This window comes from Roseibium sp. Sym1 (genome assembly GCF_027359675.1).
Lineage (GTDB): Bacteria > Pseudomonadota > Alphaproteobacteria > Rhizobiales > Stappiaceae > Roseibium.
Genome location: NZ_CP114786.1, coordinates 4,848,587 through 4,865,163 on the forward strand (window position 1 = coordinate 4,848,587; position 16,577 = coordinate 4,865,163).

Below are 16,577 nucleotides of genomic sequence, written 5' to 3' on the forward strand. Positions count from 1 at the left end.
AAGATTGCAAGGTATCGGCGCATCTGCTCTATAGGCGGCGACTGATGAAAATTGCTGCGGGAGACACCGAATATGAGCGCTAGGATCAAGCCGCTGGTGGCCGGAAACTGGAAAATGAACGGCCTCAAATCCAACCAGGCGGAATTCTACAAGATGATTGCCGGGATCTCCGATGATCTGGCGGACGCTGTAGACACCATGATCTGCGCACCGGCCACCCTGATTTCGGCGCTGGCCGAAAGGGCCGGGAGTGGCGCGATGTCCGTTGGCGGCCAGGATTGCCATGCTGCGGTCTCCGGTGCCCATACCGGTGATATTTCTGCGGAGATGCTGGCCGACGCCGGTGCCGATGCGGTGATTACCGGTCATTCGGAACGGCGCACCGATCATGGTGAAAGCGATGCCGATGTGAATGCCAAGACGCAGGCCGCCTGGCGTGCCGGTCTTGTTGCCATCGTGTGCGTCGGAGAAACGGAGGCGGAACGCAAGGCCGGACAGGCGATCGAGGTGGTCGCGCGCCAGCTGAACGGATCCGTTCCGGACGGTGCGACGGCTGAAAACACCGTGATCGCCTATGAACCTGTGTGGGCGATCGGAACCGGTCTGACGCCGACCGCGGCTGATGTAGAGGAAATGCACAAGGCCATGCGGGACAATCTGGAAGCCCGCTTCGGCGCGGAAGGGGCGGCCATGCGCCTTTTGTACGGCGGATCCGTCAAGCCGGCCAATGCCGCGGAACTCATGGCGGTTGCCAATGTAAACGGCGCGCTCGTGGGCGGCGCCAGCCTCAAGGCGGACGACTTCCTCGGGATATTGGACGCCTATTCGTGAGCGGTGTCCTTGAAGGTTCTGTTGCGAAGGCGCAATTGAAGGGTGGAAAGCGGGCGGCGTCTGGTGTAGAAGGCCGCCAATCTTGAATTCATTACAGAATGGCGTTCGATGGAAACCGTAGTCATCGTAATCCACCTGATGGTCGTGCTGGCCCTGGTGCTTGTTGTCCTCCTGCAGCGTTCCGAAGGCGGCGCGCTCGGCATTGGCGGCGGCGGAGGCGGTGGCCTCATGTCCAGCCGAGGCACGGCAAACATCCTGACCCGCGCGACGGCCATTCTCGCGGTTGCTTTTTTCGTGACATCGCTGGCACTCAGCCTGATCGCGAAGAATCAGGACCGTCCCGGATCGATCCTCGACGCGGCGCCTGCCGCAACCGATGGGGCGACCACGCCGGCCGGAACCCCGGCAGAAGGCGGCTCCGGCGGCATCCTCGATTCGCTGAAGCCTCAGGAACCCTCCGGACCCCAGGTCCCGGCCGCGCAGTAAGGCGGCCACACGGGCCGTTCGGCCCATTCACCTGACATATGCCCTGCGGCTGATTTCGCAGGGCATTTTTATGTGTTGAGAACGCAACTCCCGAGTGGCCAAGATGCCCTCGGCAAGGATATGGTATTGGTCCATGGCGCGATATATTTTCATCACTGGCGGCGTGGTTTCCTCGCTTGGAAAAGGTCTTGCTTCAGCGGCACTGGGCGCTTTGCTCCAGGCGCGGGGGTACAAGGTCCGTCTCCGCAAACTCGACCCTTATCTCAATGTCGATCCGGGCACGATGAGCCCGTATCAGCATGGTGAGTGTTTTGTGACCGATGATGGCGCGGAAACCGATCTCGACCTCGGTCACTATGAGCGGTTCACCGGCCGTCCTGCCAATCAGCAGGACAACATCACCACAGGTCGGATCTATCAGGACATCATTGCCAAGGAACGGCGCGGAGACTATCTCGGCGGCACCGTTCAGGTCATTCCCCATGTCACCGACGCGATCAAGAATTTCGTGATCGACGGCAATGACGGCTATGACTTCGTTCTGGTCGAGATCGGCGGAACGGTCGGCGATATCGAGGGGTTGCCGTTCTTCGAGGCGATCCGCCAGCTTGGCAACGATCTTCCGCGCGGCGATGTGGTCTATGTGCATCTGACCCTGATGCCGTATATTCCGAGTGCCGGCGAGATGAAGACCAAGCCGACGCAGCACTCCGTCAAGGAGCTGCGGTCAATCGGTATCCAGCCGGATATTCTGATGATCCGTTGCGACCGGCCGATTCCGGAAACGGAAAGACGCAAACTGTCGCTGTTCTGCAACGTGCGCGAGGGCGCGGTCATCCCGGCCTATGACGTCAAGTCGATCTACGACGTGCCGATTGCCTATCACAAGGAAGGCCTGGACGACGAAGTCCTGGCAGCGTTCGGCATCAAGGCGGCTCCGGCTCCGGTTCTCGACCGTTGGCAAGGCATCTCCGAAGCGGTGGCCAATCCTGAAGGCGAGGTCAAGATCGCCATTGTCGGCAAGTACACCGTCCTAAAGGACGCCTATAAGTCCCTGATCGAGGCGCTGGTTCACGGCGGGATCGCCAACCGGGTCAAGGTGGACTTCGAATGGATCGAATCGGAAACCTTCGAGAAAGAGGACCCCAGTCCCTATCTGGAAGGCGTGCATGGCATTCTGGTGCCCGGCGGATTCGGTGAGCGCGGTGCGGAAGGCAAGATCGCGGCGGCGCATTTTGCCCGGACCCGGAACATTCCGTATTTCGGCATCTGTTTCGGCATGCAGATGGCTGTTCTGGAAGCGGCGCGTAACCTCGCCGGTATTTCTGAAGCCAGCTCAACGGAATTCGGCCCGGCCAAGGAGCCGGTGGTCGGCCTGATGACGGAATGGACCAAGGGCAACGAAAAGGAAGTGCGCGGCGAGGACGGCGATCTCGGCGGTACCATGCGCCTCGGCGCCTATCCGGCGGCCCTCAAGCCCGGGTCAAAGATTGCCGAAATCTATGGCGCGACCAGTGTCTCGGAACGTCACCGGCACCGTTATGAGGTCAATATCGGTTATCGGGAAGAACTCGAAAAATGCGGCCTGATTTTCGCCGGCACGTCCCCGGACGGGGTTCTTCCGGAAACTGTGGAGATCGCCGGTCATCCCTGGTTCGTCGGCGTGCAATATCACCCGGAACTCAAATCCCGGCCATTTGAACCGCATCCGCTGTTTGCGTCCTTCATCGGTGCCGCCGTACAACAGAGCCGTCTGGTATAAAGTCGCTCTAACAAAGGATTGTCCATGCTGCGCGGACTTGATCACCTCGTCGTTGCGGTGAAGGATCTTGACGCGGCGGCCAAGGCCTATTCCGCGCTTGGCTTTACCGTCACGCCCGAAAACCGGCATTCCTGGGGAACGGCAAACCGGCTTGTACAGCTGGACGGCTTTTTCATCGAACTGCTGACCGTGGCGGAGCCGGACAAAATCCCGGAAGCATCCGGCGACACGTTTTCCTTCGGTGCTTTCAACCGGGATTTCCTGGCGAAGCGGGAAGGGGCCAGCATGCTGGTTCTCGACAGCGCCGGGCCGGATCTTGATCGTGCCGATTTCGAAAAGGCCGGTTTGAGGATCTATGAACCGTTTTCCTTCGAACGCGTTGCCAACCTTGCCGACGGGACGACCGCAAAGGTCGGTTTCGACCTGACCATTGTAGGCGATCCCCTCAGCCCGGGAATCGGCTACTTCACGTGTTACAACAGGTATCCGGAAAATTTCTGGAAACCCGAGTTCCAGAGCCATGCAAACGGGGCAACCGGCCCCAGGGCCGTATACCTGGTCGCCGAAGACCCTTCCGACCATCATGAGTTTCTTGGCGGGTTCGCCGGGCAGCGGGAAATGCGGGCAACGAGCCTGGGTCTTGAAGTGACCACCGCGCGGGGAAAGATCGTCGTTCTGAACCCGCTCGCGTACGAGGCGCTTGCCGGTTCGAACGCCATGAGCGAAGTGATCGGCGCTTTGCCGCAGATCGCGGCATTGGAGATTGCCTGCGAGGGACTTGAGGAACGCAGCGTCGTGCGTGCCTCCGAGCTTTTTGGCCTGACCTTGATCCTCTCGCCTGCCGCCCAGGGCAGCGCCCCGCACGGGACGGCATGACTGCCGAAAGTCAGTTGTGCCGTCTACACGAATTGAAAACGCTGAGGAATTTTTCTTTTCGCGCAGCGTGCGTGCCTGCAATCTTCCCTTGTTGAATCACCAAGTCCTTTTATAGTGAACTCCGGCCACATGCCTCGACCCGGCGGTCTGCCTGCGGAGTTTCTAGATGCCCTTTGTTCGTTTTTCCCCTTTTTCCCGATCCTTTGCGCTTGCTGTGGTGACGTCGGCTCTGCTGGTCGGTTGTTCCGACGACAGCAAGAAGCAGGCCGCGCCCGCAGCACCGCCGCCATCTGTCTCCGTTGCGAAAGTGGTCAAGCAGGACATTCGCCAGAGCGCCCGTTTCGTTGGCCAGATTGCGGCCGTCGATCAGGTCGACCTCGTTGCCCGCGTGAGCGGGTTCCTGGAAGAGAAGGCCGTCCCGGACGGGTCGATCGTCAAGAAGGACGACCTGCTTTTCACGATCGAGAAGGCCCAGTATCAGGCGGCGCTGACCAAGGCCAAGGCCGATCTTGCCAGCGCCAAGGCCGATGCCGCGCTGAAAGCCGCCGACGAGAAGCGCGACAAGGACCTGCTCGAAAAGGGACACGTGTCCGAAGCCGCATACGAGGCGACGCTGGCACAGAAGCAACAGGCCGAGGCGTCGGTTGAAGCCGCGCAATCAGGGTTGCAGCAGGCGGAACTCAACCTCAGCTACACCGATGTCAAGGCTCCGTTTCCGGGGCAGATCGGCAAGACCACCTATAGTGTGGGAGAAGTTGTCGGTCCGACCACCGACGCCCTGGCAAAGTTGATCAGACTTGCACCGGTCTATGTCAATTTTTCCGTCAGCGAGGCCCAGTATCTCAATGCGGTGAAAACGCACGGGCTCAATCCGGCGGACATCTCGGCGGATGAATCGCCCGACATCAGCCTGGTTCTGCCGAATGGCCAGACCTACGGCGAAAAGGGAAAGATCGTCTATATCGACAACCAGGTGGACGCGACCACCGGGACCATTTCCTTCCGCGGCCAGTTCGCAAACAGCGACACGAAGCTGTTGTCGGGCACCTATGTGACGGTCGTGCTCGAGGCTCCGCAAACGGAAACTGCCCTGGTCGTGCCCCAGGCTGCCATTCAGCGCGATCAGCAGGGTGCCTTTGCGCTGTCCGTTACCGCCGACAAGAAGGTGCAGCAGACTTACGTTGAACTCGGCCAGCAGATCGACACGAATTTTGTCGTCAACAAGGGCCTGGATGAAGGCACGGAAGTCATTGTCGAGGGGCTGCAGAAAGTACGCCCGGGCGTCGAGGTGGACCCGGTTCTTGCTTCCAAGCCGGCGGAGAAAAGCTAAATGTTTTCAAGCTTTTTTATCTACCGGCCGAAATTCGCGCTGGTCATTTCCATTGTGATTACCATTGCCGGGATCCTCGGCTATGTGGCTTTGCCGGTCGAGCAGTTCCCCAACATCACGCCGCCCGTGGTGAACGTCTCTGCGACCTATACAGGCGCGAACGCCGAGGTTCTCGAGGAAACCGTTGCCGCGCCGATCGAAGGCCAGGTCAACGGTGTCGACGACATGATCTACATGCAGTCGACCAGCAACGACAGCGGCAATTATTCCCTGAACGTGACTTTCTCGGTCGGAACTGACCCGGACATCGCCACGGTCAACACGCAGAACCGCGTCAGCCAGGCAACCAGCCAGTTGCCGAGCGTCGTGACAAGCAATGGCGTGACTGTCCAGAAGGCCAGCACCAACATGCTGCTTGTGGTCACGCTCTATTCGCCGAACGGCACCTATGATCCGGTGTTCCTGTCCAACTACGCCTCGATCAACCTGAAGGATCCGCTTGCGCGTGTTCAGGGAGTCGGCCGCGCGGATGTCATGACCGATTTCGCCTATGGCATGCGGATCTGGCTGGATCCGGACCGGTTGACCAGCCTGGGCATGACACCGACGGATTTCATCAATGCCGTTCAGGATCAGAACATTCAGGTGGCCGCCGGCCAGATCGGTGCGCCACCCGTTCCGGACGGGCAGCAGTTCCAGTACACGATCAAGGCCAAGGGCCGGCTGTCGAGCAAGGAAGAGTTCGAACAGATTGTGCTGAGGACCGGTGAGGACGGCGCGGTCGTCAAGATCGGCGACGTGGCCCGGGTCGAGCTCGGTGCGCAGTTCTACAACGCCTCCGGTGAATACAACAGTCAGCCCGCCACGGTGCTAGCCATCTACCAGGCACCGGGCGCCAATGCGCTCCAGGTGTCTCAGAACGTGTTGGCGCGTCTTGAAACCCTGTCCAAGAACTTTCCGGACGACATGAAATACGGGGTGCCTTTCAACACCACCGATTTCGTGCAGGCATCGCTCGATGATGTGGTCACCACGTTGTTCCTGACCTTCCTGCTTGTGGTCTCGGTGGTGTTCGTCTTTCTCGGAAACTGGCGTGCGACGATCATTCCGACCGTTGCCATTCCCGTTTCGCTGATCGGTACATTCGCCATTCTGCTTGCACTCGGCATGACGCTCAACACGATCTCGCTGTTTGCCCTGGTGCTGGCGATCGGCATCGTCGTCGATGACGCCATTGTTGTCGTCGAGAACGTGGAACGCATCATTTCCGATGAAGGCCTGCCCCCCAAGGAAGCGACGGCAAAGGCCATGGAGCAGATCACCAGTCCGGTGATCGCGACGACCCTCGTGCTGCTGGCCGTGTTTGTGCCGACGATCTTCATGCCGGGGATCACGGGCAGGCTCTATTCCCAGTTCGCGGCAACGATCTCCATTTCCGTGGTGATTTCCTCGATCAACGCCCTGACCCTGTCACCGGCCCTGTGCGGCCTGATCCTCAAGGCCCGTTCCGGTCCGCCGCGCGGGATCATGGGCCTGTTCGACAAGGGGATCACGGGGGTTCGCAACGGTTACACCGCGATCGTCCGCCGCCTAGTCAGGGTGGCCTTTATCGGGCTCGTCGTGGTCGGCGGCGCCATCGCCGTCATCATGACACTCGGCAGCTCGCTGCCTCAGGGCTTCCTGCCATCGGAGGACCAGGGCTATCTGATGGTGGACGTACAGCTGCCCGACGGCGCCGCGCTCGGAAGGACCGAGCAGGTTACCGCGCAAGTGGTCGATCTGGCGTCGAAGACTGCCGGCGTGAAGGACATCGTCATCGTTAACGGCTATTCCATCCTGAACGGTGCCACGTCCTCCAACGCGGCGCTCGTGATCGCGACCATGTCCAACTGGTCCGAACGCCAGGCTCCGGATCTGCGGATCGATGCGATCCTCGCCAAGTTCTGGGCGGAATTCTCCACGATCCCCGGAGCCAACATCATCGCCTTCAACCCACCGCCGATTCCGGGGCTTGGCACCACGGGCGGCGTTCAGATGATGTTGCAGCAGAGCGACGGAACACCTCAGGACCTGGCGTCGGCTGTCGGCTCGATGGTCTATTCGGCCAACCAGAGCCCGGATATCGGCAGGGCCTATTCGACCTTCCGGGCAAACGTGCCGCAGGTCTTTGTCGATCTTGACCGCGAAAAGGCCAAGACACTCGGCATTGATGTCTCCAACGTCTTCACGACGCTGCAGGCCTATCTGGGGTCCTACTATATCAACGACTTCAACATTTTCGGCCGTGTCTACAAGGTCATGATCCAGGCCGAGGGCAAGTATCGCGACAAGATCGAGGACATCGGCGAACTCTATGTCCGCTCTTCGGACGGCACCATGGTGCCGCTGCGCAGTATCCTGACGACACAGAACGTGCTCGGCCCGCAAATCCTGACGCGCTACAACATGTTCCGGTCCGCCGCCGTGATGGCCGATCCGGCACCGGGAGCGTCCACGGGTGTCGTCATCAACGAGGTTCAGACAGCGGCCCAGGAAGCGCTTCCGCCTGGCTACACCTACGAGTGGACCGGCACGGCCCTGCAGCAGCTCGGGTCCGGCAACATCGTGCTGTTCATCCTGCTCCTGTCGATCCTGTTCACCTATCTGTTTTTGGTGGCGCAATACGAGAGCTGGACGATGCCGGTCGCGATCCTGATGTCGGTGTCCTTTGCGATCATGGGGGCTCTGGTTGCCGTCTTCGTGACGGGAGGCGATGTCAATCTCTATACGCAGATCGGGATGATCATGCTGGTCGGCATGGGGGCCAAGAACGCGATCCTGATCGTGGAATTCGCCATGGAACAGCGCGACGGCGGCAAATCCATCCGGGATGCCGCCGTGGAGGCCGGGCATCTGCGTTTCCGAGCGGTGATGATGACCGCATTGTCGTTCCTGCTCGGGGTGGTGCCGCTGATGACGGCCTCCAGCGCGGGCGCGGCCAGCCAGAAGGCCATCGGCTTTGCCGTCTTCGGCGGCATGCTGTTCGCCACCTGTATCGGTGTTCTGATGATCCCGATCCTCTATGTCTGCCTGCAGGCGACCCGCGAGACGGTCAAGGGCTGGCTCGGAGGCGGCAAGAAGGATGCCGCGGCGGTTCCGGCGGAATAGGACGCAGGCTAATCGGCTGGGCTTGACCCGGCCGTTAGATACTCAAGAACAAACAGACGGGGCGGTTCGCAAGGGCCGCCTCGTTTTTTTGGACATTGCAAGTCTATGGGACGACAGCGATTTCGACCACCAAATGCTGAGCTGGATCAGGCGCGGCCGACATGGACCGTCATTCGCGGGGCAACTCGCCCACGCATCCTCAGACTGTCGAATGTAAGGAAAAGATCTTCGGAAAGTTTGGTGAGCCGACAGGGGTTCGAACCCTGGACCTACTGATTAAAAGTCAGTTGCTCTACCAGCTGAGCTATCGGCTCTCACCACGTGCTGGAATGAACTGTTGTCTAATAGTTCCGGGCACTTAACGCAACCCTAAAAATCGGAAAAATTGACCCTGTGGAAATCAAATTTACAGCAAAAATATTGGAATTTACAATCTTGTTCGCGAATGTTCCTTATTTCCATTTCGCTCTACGTCTTGAGAGCGCGGATGGCAGCGGTGATTTGGTTCAATGCAATAGACGCTCCATCTACAATACCAACCGCGAGCGGCAAGGTAATGCCATGATCTTCTGCCGCCTTCGCAGCTTCCTCCAGTGCCTGGTTACGGGCTTTCGCGTGTTCATTCTCCAACCACCTGCGAAAGTCACCTTCGCTCTGCCAAGCTTTCCAGCAAAGTCCATCAACGAAACGGTTCACGACCTTCCGGTCACCTGTCTCCACCACCTCTACTACGTCTGTCTTGGTCTTGGACATGTCAGGACTCCTCGGAGCTTTCAAACGTGCGGAGCTGGTCATCCCAATCGCCCGGCTCCATCTCGGCTGGAAAGTGCTCTCTGTTCTCGCCTTGCTGCTGCGTTTGCCAGAAGCGATAAAAGCGGTTCACAGCCTCATGCTGCTCGAAAATGAATTCTTCCAAGGTCATCTCAGGACTCTTGCTGATACCAGGGCGCATGTTTCTGTTCGGTCTTTTTGACGTGTTTGCAGCTTGAGCACTTCAGGTCTTTGTGCTCCTCGCAATCTTCCTTGCCGCACTCACCGACCCACGCCAGAATGAATTTGCATTTACTCATCTCAGGACTCCAAATCCTTCAGGGCGAACCGGCGCCAGACTTCCTTGACAAGCTGGTCCATCCAAGTAGTCAAAGCGGCGCTATCCGCATGATTGATCGTCTGAAGAAAGGCATTCGTGGTCTTTCGAAGCGCTCCGTCTCCGATCATTCCTTTCTTCTCAAATTCGCAATAATCCTCGTGAATTGCGCAGCACTCTTCCCTTGAGAGTTGCGCAACAAATTTTCTGAGCGTGTTCATCTCATTCCTCCTGAGCTGCTTGGAGCATGGCGCGGAGTTCGTCGGCTACTTCTTCATGTGCCCAACCGCCTGCACCAATAGCCAAGTCGTTTATACAATTGGCGGCAGTCTTAAGGACATGTGTGGGCACCATCACCACCCCTGCTTCTTTGCAGTAAGCATGGATGGCGGCTTCGAGATTGGCCTTGGACGGTTGAAACATGCGATTTCCCCAAACGGCTTGCGCCGCCTCTATGGCCTTGGGATCAAGTTTCATGATCTGTCTCTTTCTAAAATCTCGGTGTGGCAATCGATCATCTCGTAAGGATCTTCAAAGCCATTGCCATCGGGTTTGAAGCCTTCCTGCTCGTATTGTTCTTCACTGGCATTCTCTGCCATCTGAAGCGTTTTGAAGCCGTGACAGGTGAGGGACTTTTCACCGCGCACATAAGAAGTACCGCCGCCCTCATAGTCGTCTTCGACTTCAACCGCCGTCTTGTGGCAGGGAAAATCCGAATATGGACTGGATGCCATGAAGGCAAAGTCCGCGGCGCGATCAGGGTGAAGTGCGAGGGTGCCGGTATGAGCAAACGGACACAGACCGCAACACTCTTTCATCCATGTCCTCTTTATCTCGGCCATCACGCTTCCACTCGTTAATTCGATACTGTGAAGCCGGTCGCCATTCGCTGCAGCGGGGATGGTTTTGCGCCGGCCGGGCAGATCGCAAGACGTACTTCTTGCCCATCAATACTCACCGTCGCTCCATTGAGGTTCAGTCCAGGCTCGATGCCGAGGAACTGGAATGGCTCACCACACTGCGCGCACTTGATTGTGACGTCAGCCATGAACCGGCCGCTGTCCTTCAAGCGGTAAACATCGACGTTTGCGGAAAAATCTTCATGTTTGCAGGTCACGCGCTTAATCCTAGTCGAGAATTTGTTGGCGGAGAATTGTGCGGAGCTCGTCCGCAGTGATGGTCAGCTTGGCGCCTATATCGATTGGTAGTTTTTGATCCTGCAGGCTGCAGACCTCATCAACGACGCCATCAATGATTGCCTCAATGAAATCAAGTGCCGCTTCCTCGCTCTCTTCCTTGAGATCGCCAAGACCGTATACAGTGAGTTCTGTTGGCTTCATGAGTGCCTCCGTTTTTATGACTGGAATCGAACCTCTTTAGAGATCCATCGACACAGAAAGTTTGAAGCCGCCTGTTGGTTCGAATTCAGACCAGATCCTTTGTGTTGATTCCCATGGCTGTTTTTTTCGTATTTCGTTCTCGAGCATGATCAAACTGAAGTGGCCGTTGATCAATCGCCGGCGAATACTATTTAAGAGAGCGTCGATCTCTTCAACTCGTTCTTGCGATCCGGGTTTCGAGGACGTAACCGTCCTACCTTCGACCATTTCTCCGCCATGTCCGGCGCCGCTGTCGCTATCTGAACAGCATGGCACACCCTTGTTCGCCTGGACGCGCACCGCGCGGTCGTCCCATAGCTCGATCATGCCGAAGTCTTTGGTGCAGGTGACAGCAAGGCGAGCGCCAATGTGCCTTTCTGCCCAGTCTTGAATGAACGAGATTTCTTCAGGATCAGCCCGCCAGGCTCTGGCGGTGAAGATGCGCACCTCGATACCTTTCGAGATCCATTCTTTGACCCGTTCAACCATAGGCGCGATCGGTTCGCCGATATGACCGGCACCAAGCCAACCTCCGTAGTGAGCGAGCGTTCCATCCAAATCGACACCTATCCATCCGGCCATTTTTCAGGTTCCTTTTGTTGGTCACACTTTCCGCAACGAGAAAAACTCATCGGCTGCAACAATTGCGTGGCCAAGACTTTCAGCGAGGACGGGCGCCCACTCCTTCACTGGCTTGCGTGAATAGGTGTCTGCCATGTGGCAGGCGGCAGTGAGCAGCAACATGGTGCCTTCCGCCGGATCGGTCCCCTCGCGCTCGCAGATTTCGCGGACCTTTTCCTCGATATCTAGGACTGCTTTGTGAGGATCAGAAATGAATGAAGTCATCAGATCAATCCCCTATTGAGCGACAAAAAACGCACCGAGATACGCCGCGTTGACCACGGAAACAATCCAAAGGAATATGCCCAAGACATACCCTGTTATGTCGCCACGTGGATTATTTTCGATATGGGCTTGCCAACCGGACGCTCGCCCAACTCCAACAGCCCCAGCGCCCATAATCAGGAAGATTATAGCTGGTACCACCCATTCAGAACTCACGGACATAGGCCATCTCCTTGTTAAGCCGCACGCAGCGTCGATAGATCGAAGTCGACCACCTTGAAGTCGCGTTCCACCGCTCTCTCGAGGTCGATTGCTTTCAACATCAAGCCAGGATCCGTATGCCATTCGGTTGCTCCATGCCAAATATGGAGAACACGCAGGTGTCGTTCTGCCGTTTCGCCGCGCCAATTGGTGTAGTCGCAGCGGATATCGATCGGTGACTTGAGCAGGATCAGGATGTTGGCGAAAGCGATCTCTTCGTCGGCAAAAACTGGTTCTGGCATCTCTTCCATTTGTCGCTCCTTATCGAAGCATAGCGCGCGCCGGAAATTCCGGATGCGCGGCAATAATGTCTTCCAGGAGCTCCTCTGTGATCCCTGCGGCAGATAGGCCGGCTTTCTCGCACATGGTCCGAAGAACCCTGAGCCCCAGGAAGGACCGGAAAAGCAGATCGGTCTCAGCCGTTGTCGCCGGCAAGGTATCATTCAGCGCGTTGCGTACCTGCTGCGCTTCCATTTGCGTGAGCACGTTCTCTGGGATCGAACTTGGACCTTCGACCGCGATCGTAATTTCCCGGTCGTGTTCGTTGACGAATTGCCGGACGACAGGCGCCGGCTCAGCACCTTGGATATCGCTCAAGTAGGGAACCCAGCCGGTGCATTCGTCAACCGACCGGCACATACTGCAACAGCCGTGCTCCATGTCGATGTGTGTAGCTTTCGAGCAGTCGGCGAAGCATGCCAATTTGGCGGCATGCTCTTCTTCAGGATTTCTCGCGACAAGGGGACTTATAGGCATAGTGCTCCTCAGATATCGATCTCTTCTTCCGCCGGTTCATCGAGCTCGGCTAGAGCCTCCAGACCGCGGATAAGGTCCGCCGCACGATCAGCGGCTAAGTCCGGAAAGAGCATCAGGAGTGTCTCGGACCTTGTAGGAGGAGATTCATCATCTCTGTTTTCGTCGATATAATGCAGGAACATCGACGCTTCTCCGTGAATGAAACTGGGGGAAGCCGGTTGAGTGTCTTCGTAGTACTCGATCCAATCCTCGGGGCTCATGTCGCACGGATCGATCCCGTTCTCTTCAGCCCACAAAGCAGCATCAGCGATTTCACCCATTATCAGCTCCCATGATCTAAGTAATCTCGAAGACTTCAACACCAGCCTTGCGGGCACGGCGAACCATATCGGCTGTGCCATCACCACCAGGAAATGCAATAACGAGATCGATTCCCTTACCGAGCATCTTCTGGTTTCTAAGCGGCCCGGCTCGGCGGCCGTGCATCGACCACTTCGCCGGAACCGGATGAACACTAACTTCGCGTTTCCTATTCATTCCCCAGACGTGGGCGCAGGTGTCCGCGCCGCGGGAATTGCCGTGCCACAGATGTTGGATTGGGCGTTCCGCGTGTATCCTGTCCAGAGCCGCAAATACCGCGTCGTAGTCGTTGTAGTCCCGGCCACCGCAGACAATGACCCTAAGCCCGGAACTAGTGGTCTCTGCGGTCATGTATCGACACCAAGCGCTTTGCGTGCGTCAACCTGCCACCAGAGCAGATCGGTGGACTGCGTTAGGCAGGCGATTTTCTCCAGCGCTGACTGCATGCGTTTGTACCCAGATATCAGCGCCTGATGTTCATCTATTCCGTTGATGTCAGTAGTGAACAACTGATCGATCAGCCTGCTCTCTTCAAAGTCGCGCGCGATATGGATTTCTCGGCCGTCAGCAAGTGCGATGCAGCCAGGACGAAAGCCATGTCCGCAACAAGAAGCTCGCGTCTTGATCCCGGACGATTGAAGGGCGTGGACGATCGACTCTATGCAGGGGTCGCAGCATCCCCCATCAGAAAGTGGCCGCATTTTCTTCTCGCGATCGTTTTGACAATTTGTGTCGCCACAGCCTGGCATGCGCAGACGGAATTTATTCGCTTCGGTCAAAAGCTCAGCTTCAATTGCTGAAGCAATCTTCTCAGCCACAGCCTCAGATGAGATCGTAATTTGCCCCACGAACCGCCTTGCGATGGCAGCAGCTTGACGGACGACTTCGTTGTCGTTCGTGGTATTGGGTGAGGTTCCAGACTGCATTCGACCTCCATAGGGAGCTACCACCTGTCGGTCTCTAACCGACCTATATCCCGCGTCCGGGAACCGTCTGGATTTAGGTGACGGCCTGCGAGGCGTTTCTAGTCTTGTCACAGTTCGAGGTGGCAACAACGGCGACCGACGAACCGGCCGATATCATTGATGTGAATTAACGTTAGTGTAAAACGCAAAAAACGTCAATCTGCATTGGGTCGAAAAATCATCAGTGTCGTAAGCAATTTTAGAAACCTGATTTTGCAGCTGTCGCGATAGGATATAATTCTCCGGAAGGTTGTTGTAATTCTTCTTTCGTGTCCGCCCCGGAGGTTTGAGTTTTGAGTTAGGTTGTCCTGCTACTTAGCGCTTTTCGCGCATCTCTTTCACACGCGCCAAAGCCTCTTCCTGCGGGTCACAAGGGTAGCCGGAATAAGGGCAGGTACCGTTCTCATCCGCGCAATCACGGCACATAGGAGACGGTCCGCCCTGGATCGCTTCACGCAGGGCTGAAAGCTCCTGCCAATGTCGCTTGCTCCGGTCTTCGACCTCGTCCAATGCCAGACGCAAACGCCTGATTTCTCGTGTCGCCCATGCGCCGGCTTCACCGCAGTTGTTCCAAAGTTCAGCCTCGAGAACCGCCTCCTGTGCGATCTTTTCCGCTGTTACGGCGGGGATGTGATGCCGCTCTAGTCGAGCTTGGAATTCCGTTTTGTCGATTGGTACTGTCGGTAACTTTCCCAATACGATGACCTTTCTCAGCACGGGTTTCAGTCTGGCCATTCGATGCGGACCGTGTGACCGCATTTCAGGCACTTGTAATCGTCACAACAGCCTTCCAAGCAACCGCCGTCATCGACCATCTTTTCACCGCAGCACTTTGGCCCAACACATTTTCCGTCGATGACCGCCGCGGGCTCGTAGCTTGGTGGAGCAGACTTGATTTCGCTGTTTGAGAAAAACGGCATAACTGTGCCTCTATTCATTGGTTTGGGCGAACCGGCCTTTACGGTTCCACCAGTTGTAAAAATGGGTTGGGCCGGTCGTGCACTGCCAGCCGTTGTCCCGGAGCGTTGCGAAGAACTTCTTTGCCTCGTCGCGTGTCATCGCGTACCGGTTCCAACACCAGTTTCCGACCCAATCTTTTGACGCTTCAATCTGGAAACGGCGACGGTGGATGCGGATGCCTCCCGAAAGCTCGGTGAAGCGGACGCCAAGGTATCGCTCAAGCTCGATTTCCCCGTCCATGAGTTGGATGTACTCCGCCCGGCTGGCGAACAATCCGCTGTCAGGATCGTTGCAGGCAACGTCTATGCAGGTGGTCGCTTTCACAGGATTGGCCTTTCTTCATAAGGTATCGACGTCGGCGCATGTTCCTCGAGCCCAACCGTTTTCCCGGTAGATCAGAATGGTCGGCTGTCGACCTTCAACTTCAACAGTAGCAACGCCATTCCGGACCATCTTCCCGTCGGTGACACGCTGAAGATATGCGGCTATTTCTTCAACGTCGTCATAGTCTCGGAGATCTCCCCATATTGTAACGGTATAGGCTGCTAATTGGTGTTCTTGTGGGTTCTCCCAGAGATGCGTCATGAGACTACCTTCAGAGCCGCACGGGACATCGCATTTTCCCCAATCACCGTCTTCGCTGTAATAGTCGCAGGTATTACCAAGATCCGGTTTCATGGAGGGAATTCCTGGAAGCCTGAGTGCATCGAAGCGGATGCAGGCTGCGACGTGCGTCCAAACGCTCATATAACACCTCTCTGTCCAAACTGGCCTTTATTTTACTGCTTCTTCCAACTGCTCTTCGGCGTACTTAAGCGCCTTGCGAGCATCATCGACTTTGTTCCGCGCATCGGCGACACGACGCTCTTTGCCATAGCGTCGACCAGCCTCCACCGGATCGTCCGCGTCGATGACGTGGCTCGGGATCTCATACTCATCGTGCATCGCGCAGCTTCTCACGCTGTAGGAGGTATGAATCCGAACGGCGCCGCGCTCGAAGTTAATTCGCTCAACACGATCATTGCCAATTTGGCCATTACCCATAACCTTCAATACATCATCGATAGCCGTGATCGCGGCGTCTATTTCCGGGTCGCGATAGGTTTCGATGACTGCTTGCGCGTCCTCCAAAACTTCGCGGAACGGCTTTGCCGAAAGGTCTTTATTTGCGCCACAATAGATACAAGCGGCAGCAGCGGCCTCGGAATACGAGCCGCATTCGGCGCACCTGGTTGTGAAGTCGTTACTCATGTCCTGGCCTCCGTTAGCATGCTTCGAAGATGTGAAAGACCAGTGCTCCGTTCATCATCTGAACGGTGTCGATGAAGCGCAGTGATCCGATTGGCATCAGATGGCCCGTGCCGACGACATAGAAGCGCCTCACAACCGTTTTCTTCTCAGGATTGACTTGTGCCCAAAGACACATGGTTTCCCCCTGCACGCCTGCGGAAAGAACAGTGGCACCTTCCGGCATCTGGATGGACACCTCGTCAGTCGGAGAGATCGTGAATTTCCAGATTGTTTCCATAGC

General features: G+C 57.0%; 25 protein-coding genes and 1 tRNA gene. 6 read left to right on the top strand and 20 right to left on the bottom strand.

The window, feature by feature from the left end; translation table 11 throughout:
- Positions 1 to 72 precede the first annotated feature (72 nt).
- From tpiA to O6760_RS22215, 6 genes are all read left to right on the top strand, one after another.
- On the top strand, positions 73 to 831 hold the full coding sequence (tpiA, locus tag O6760_RS22190; RefSeq protein WP_269581856.1) for a triose-phosphate isomerase: 759 nt from the start codon (positions 73 to 75) through the stop codon (positions 829 to 831).
- A gap of 108 nt (positions 832 to 939) precedes the next feature.
- Positions 940 to 1,317 (top strand): preprotein translocase subunit SecG, encoded by a 378-nt coding sequence (gene secG, locus O6760_RS22195; RefSeq protein WP_269581857.1) that lies wholly within the window; start codon positions 940 to 942, stop codon positions 1,315 to 1,317.
- Positions 1,318 to 1,450: 133 nt separating this feature from the next.
- On the top strand, positions 1,451 to 3,079 hold the full coding sequence (locus O6760_RS22200) for a CTP synthase (protein ID WP_269581858.1): 1,629 nt from the start codon (positions 1,451 to 1,453) through the stop codon (positions 3,077 to 3,079).
- Between the two features lie 24 nt (positions 3,080 to 3,103).
- Positions 3,104 to 3,955 (top strand): VOC family protein, encoded by an 852-nt coding sequence (locus O6760_RS22205; RefSeq protein WP_269581859.1) that lies wholly within the window; start codon positions 3,104 to 3,106, stop codon positions 3,953 to 3,955.
- Between the two features lie 166 nt (positions 3,956 to 4,121).
- Entirely contained in the window at positions 4,122 to 5,285 is a 1,164-nt protein-coding gene (locus O6760_RS22210) for an efflux RND transporter periplasmic adaptor subunit (protein WP_269581860.1), read from the top strand.
- Positions 5,286 to 8,432, top strand: a complete 3,147-nt coding sequence (locus O6760_RS22215) for an efflux RND transporter permease subunit (RefSeq protein ID WP_269581861.1) — start codon at positions 5,286 to 5,288, stop codon at positions 8,430 to 8,432.
- 238 nt (positions 8,433 to 8,670) lie between these two features.
- Here O6760_RS22215 and O6760_RS22220 read toward each other — a convergent pair.
- From O6760_RS22220 to O6760_RS22315, 20 genes are all read right to left on the bottom strand, one after another.
- A tRNA-Lys gene (locus O6760_RS22220) sits at positions 8,671 to 8,746 on the bottom strand.
- Positions 8,747 to 8,900: 154 nt separating this feature from the next.
- On the bottom strand, positions 8,901 to 9,185 hold the full coding sequence (locus tag O6760_RS22225) for a hypothetical protein (RefSeq protein WP_269581862.1): 285 nt from the start codon (positions 9,183 to 9,185) through the stop codon (positions 8,901 to 8,903).
- A gap of 1 nt (position 9,186) precedes the next feature.
- The gene (locus O6760_RS22230; protein ID WP_269581863.1) at positions 9,187 to 9,354 is read right to left on the bottom strand and encodes a hypothetical protein; all 168 of its coding nucleotides are present in this window, start codon (positions 9,352 to 9,354) and stop codon (positions 9,187 to 9,189) included.
- A gap of 149 nt (positions 9,355 to 9,503) precedes the next feature.
- Positions 9,504 to 9,740, bottom strand: coding sequence for a hypothetical protein (locus O6760_RS22235; protein WP_269581864.1), 237 nt, complete (start codon positions 9,738 to 9,740; stop codon positions 9,504 to 9,506).
- 1 nt (position 9,741) lies between these two features.
- On the bottom strand, positions 9,742 to 9,996 hold the full coding sequence (locus O6760_RS22240) for a hypothetical protein (protein ID WP_269581865.1): 255 nt from the start codon (positions 9,994 to 9,996) through the stop codon (positions 9,742 to 9,744).
- On the bottom strand, positions 9,993 to 10,361 hold the full coding sequence (locus tag O6760_RS22245; RefSeq protein ID WP_269581866.1) for a hypothetical protein: 369 nt from the start codon (positions 10,359 to 10,361) through the stop codon (positions 9,993 to 9,995). The genes O6760_RS22240 and O6760_RS22245 overlap by 4 nt, the downstream gene beginning before the upstream one ends.
- A gap of 14 nt (positions 10,362 to 10,375) precedes the next feature.
- Positions 10,376 to 10,636 (bottom strand): hypothetical protein, encoded by a 261-nt coding sequence (locus O6760_RS22250; RefSeq protein WP_269581867.1) that lies wholly within the window; start codon positions 10,634 to 10,636, stop codon positions 10,376 to 10,378.
- Positions 10,637 to 10,646: 10 nt separating this feature from the next.
- Positions 10,647 to 10,859, bottom strand: coding sequence for a hypothetical protein (locus tag O6760_RS22255; RefSeq protein ID WP_269581868.1), 213 nt, complete (start codon positions 10,857 to 10,859; stop codon positions 10,647 to 10,649).
- A gap of 36 nt (positions 10,860 to 10,895) precedes the next feature.
- Positions 10,896 to 11,480 carry a hypothetical protein gene (locus O6760_RS22260; protein WP_269581869.1) on the bottom strand — a complete coding sequence of 195 codons (585 nt, stop codon included), beginning with the start codon at positions 11,478 to 11,480 and terminating at the stop codon, positions 10,896 to 10,898.
- Between the two features lie 21 nt (positions 11,481 to 11,501).
- A complete protein-coding gene (locus tag O6760_RS22265; protein ID WP_269581870.1) occupies positions 11,502 to 11,744 on the bottom strand; it encodes a hypothetical protein in 243 nt (80 codons plus the stop codon).
- Between the two features lie 236 nt (positions 11,745 to 11,980).
- Complete coding sequence (locus tag O6760_RS22270; RefSeq protein ID WP_269581871.1) at positions 11,981 to 12,256, bottom strand: hypothetical protein; 276 nt, start codon at positions 12,254 to 12,256, stop codon at positions 11,981 to 11,983.
- Between the two features lie 10 nt (positions 12,257 to 12,266).
- Positions 12,267 to 12,602: a hypothetical protein gene (locus O6760_RS22275; protein ID WP_269581872.1), complete on the bottom strand. Its 336-nt coding sequence runs from the start codon at positions 12,600 to 12,602 to the stop codon at positions 12,267 to 12,269.
- A 167-nt stretch (positions 12,603 to 12,769) separates the two neighbouring features.
- On the bottom strand, positions 12,770 to 13,081 hold the full coding sequence (locus O6760_RS22280; RefSeq protein WP_269581873.1) for a hypothetical protein: 312 nt from the start codon (positions 13,079 to 13,081) through the stop codon (positions 12,770 to 12,772).
- Positions 13,082 to 13,097: 16 nt separating this feature from the next.
- Positions 13,098 to 13,472: a DUF2493 domain-containing protein gene (locus O6760_RS22285; RefSeq protein WP_269581874.1), complete on the bottom strand. Its 375-nt coding sequence runs from the start codon at positions 13,470 to 13,472 to the stop codon at positions 13,098 to 13,100.
- A complete protein-coding gene (locus tag O6760_RS22290) occupies positions 13,469 to 14,047 on the bottom strand; it encodes a hypothetical protein (RefSeq protein ID WP_269581875.1) in 579 nt (192 codons plus the stop codon). The genes O6760_RS22285 and O6760_RS22290 overlap by 4 nt, the downstream gene beginning before the upstream one ends.
- Positions 14,048 to 14,401: 354 nt before the next feature.
- Positions 14,402 to 14,821, bottom strand: a complete 420-nt coding sequence (locus O6760_RS22295; RefSeq protein ID WP_269581876.1) for a hypothetical protein — start codon at positions 14,819 to 14,821, stop codon at positions 14,402 to 14,404.
- Positions 14,822 to 15,016: 195 nt separating this feature from the next.
- On the bottom strand, positions 15,017 to 15,370 hold the full coding sequence (locus O6760_RS22300) for a hypothetical protein (protein WP_269581877.1): 354 nt from the start codon (positions 15,368 to 15,370) through the stop codon (positions 15,017 to 15,019).
- 15 nt (positions 15,371 to 15,385) lie between these two features.
- Positions 15,386 to 15,724 carry a hypothetical protein gene (locus O6760_RS22305; RefSeq protein WP_269581878.1) on the bottom strand — a complete coding sequence of 113 codons (339 nt, stop codon included), beginning with the start codon at positions 15,722 to 15,724 and terminating at the stop codon, positions 15,386 to 15,388.
- 96 nt (positions 15,725 to 15,820) lie between these two features.
- The gene (locus O6760_RS22310) at positions 15,821 to 16,297 is read right to left on the bottom strand and encodes a hypothetical protein (RefSeq protein WP_269581879.1); all 477 of its coding nucleotides are present in this window, start codon (positions 16,295 to 16,297) and stop codon (positions 15,821 to 15,823) included.
- A 13-nt stretch (positions 16,298 to 16,310) separates the two neighbouring features.
- Positions 16,311 to 16,574: a DUF7352 domain-containing protein gene (locus O6760_RS22315; RefSeq protein ID WP_269581880.1), complete on the bottom strand. Its 264-nt coding sequence runs from the start codon at positions 16,572 to 16,574 to the stop codon at positions 16,311 to 16,313.
- Positions 16,575 to 16,577 lie beyond the last annotated feature (3 nt).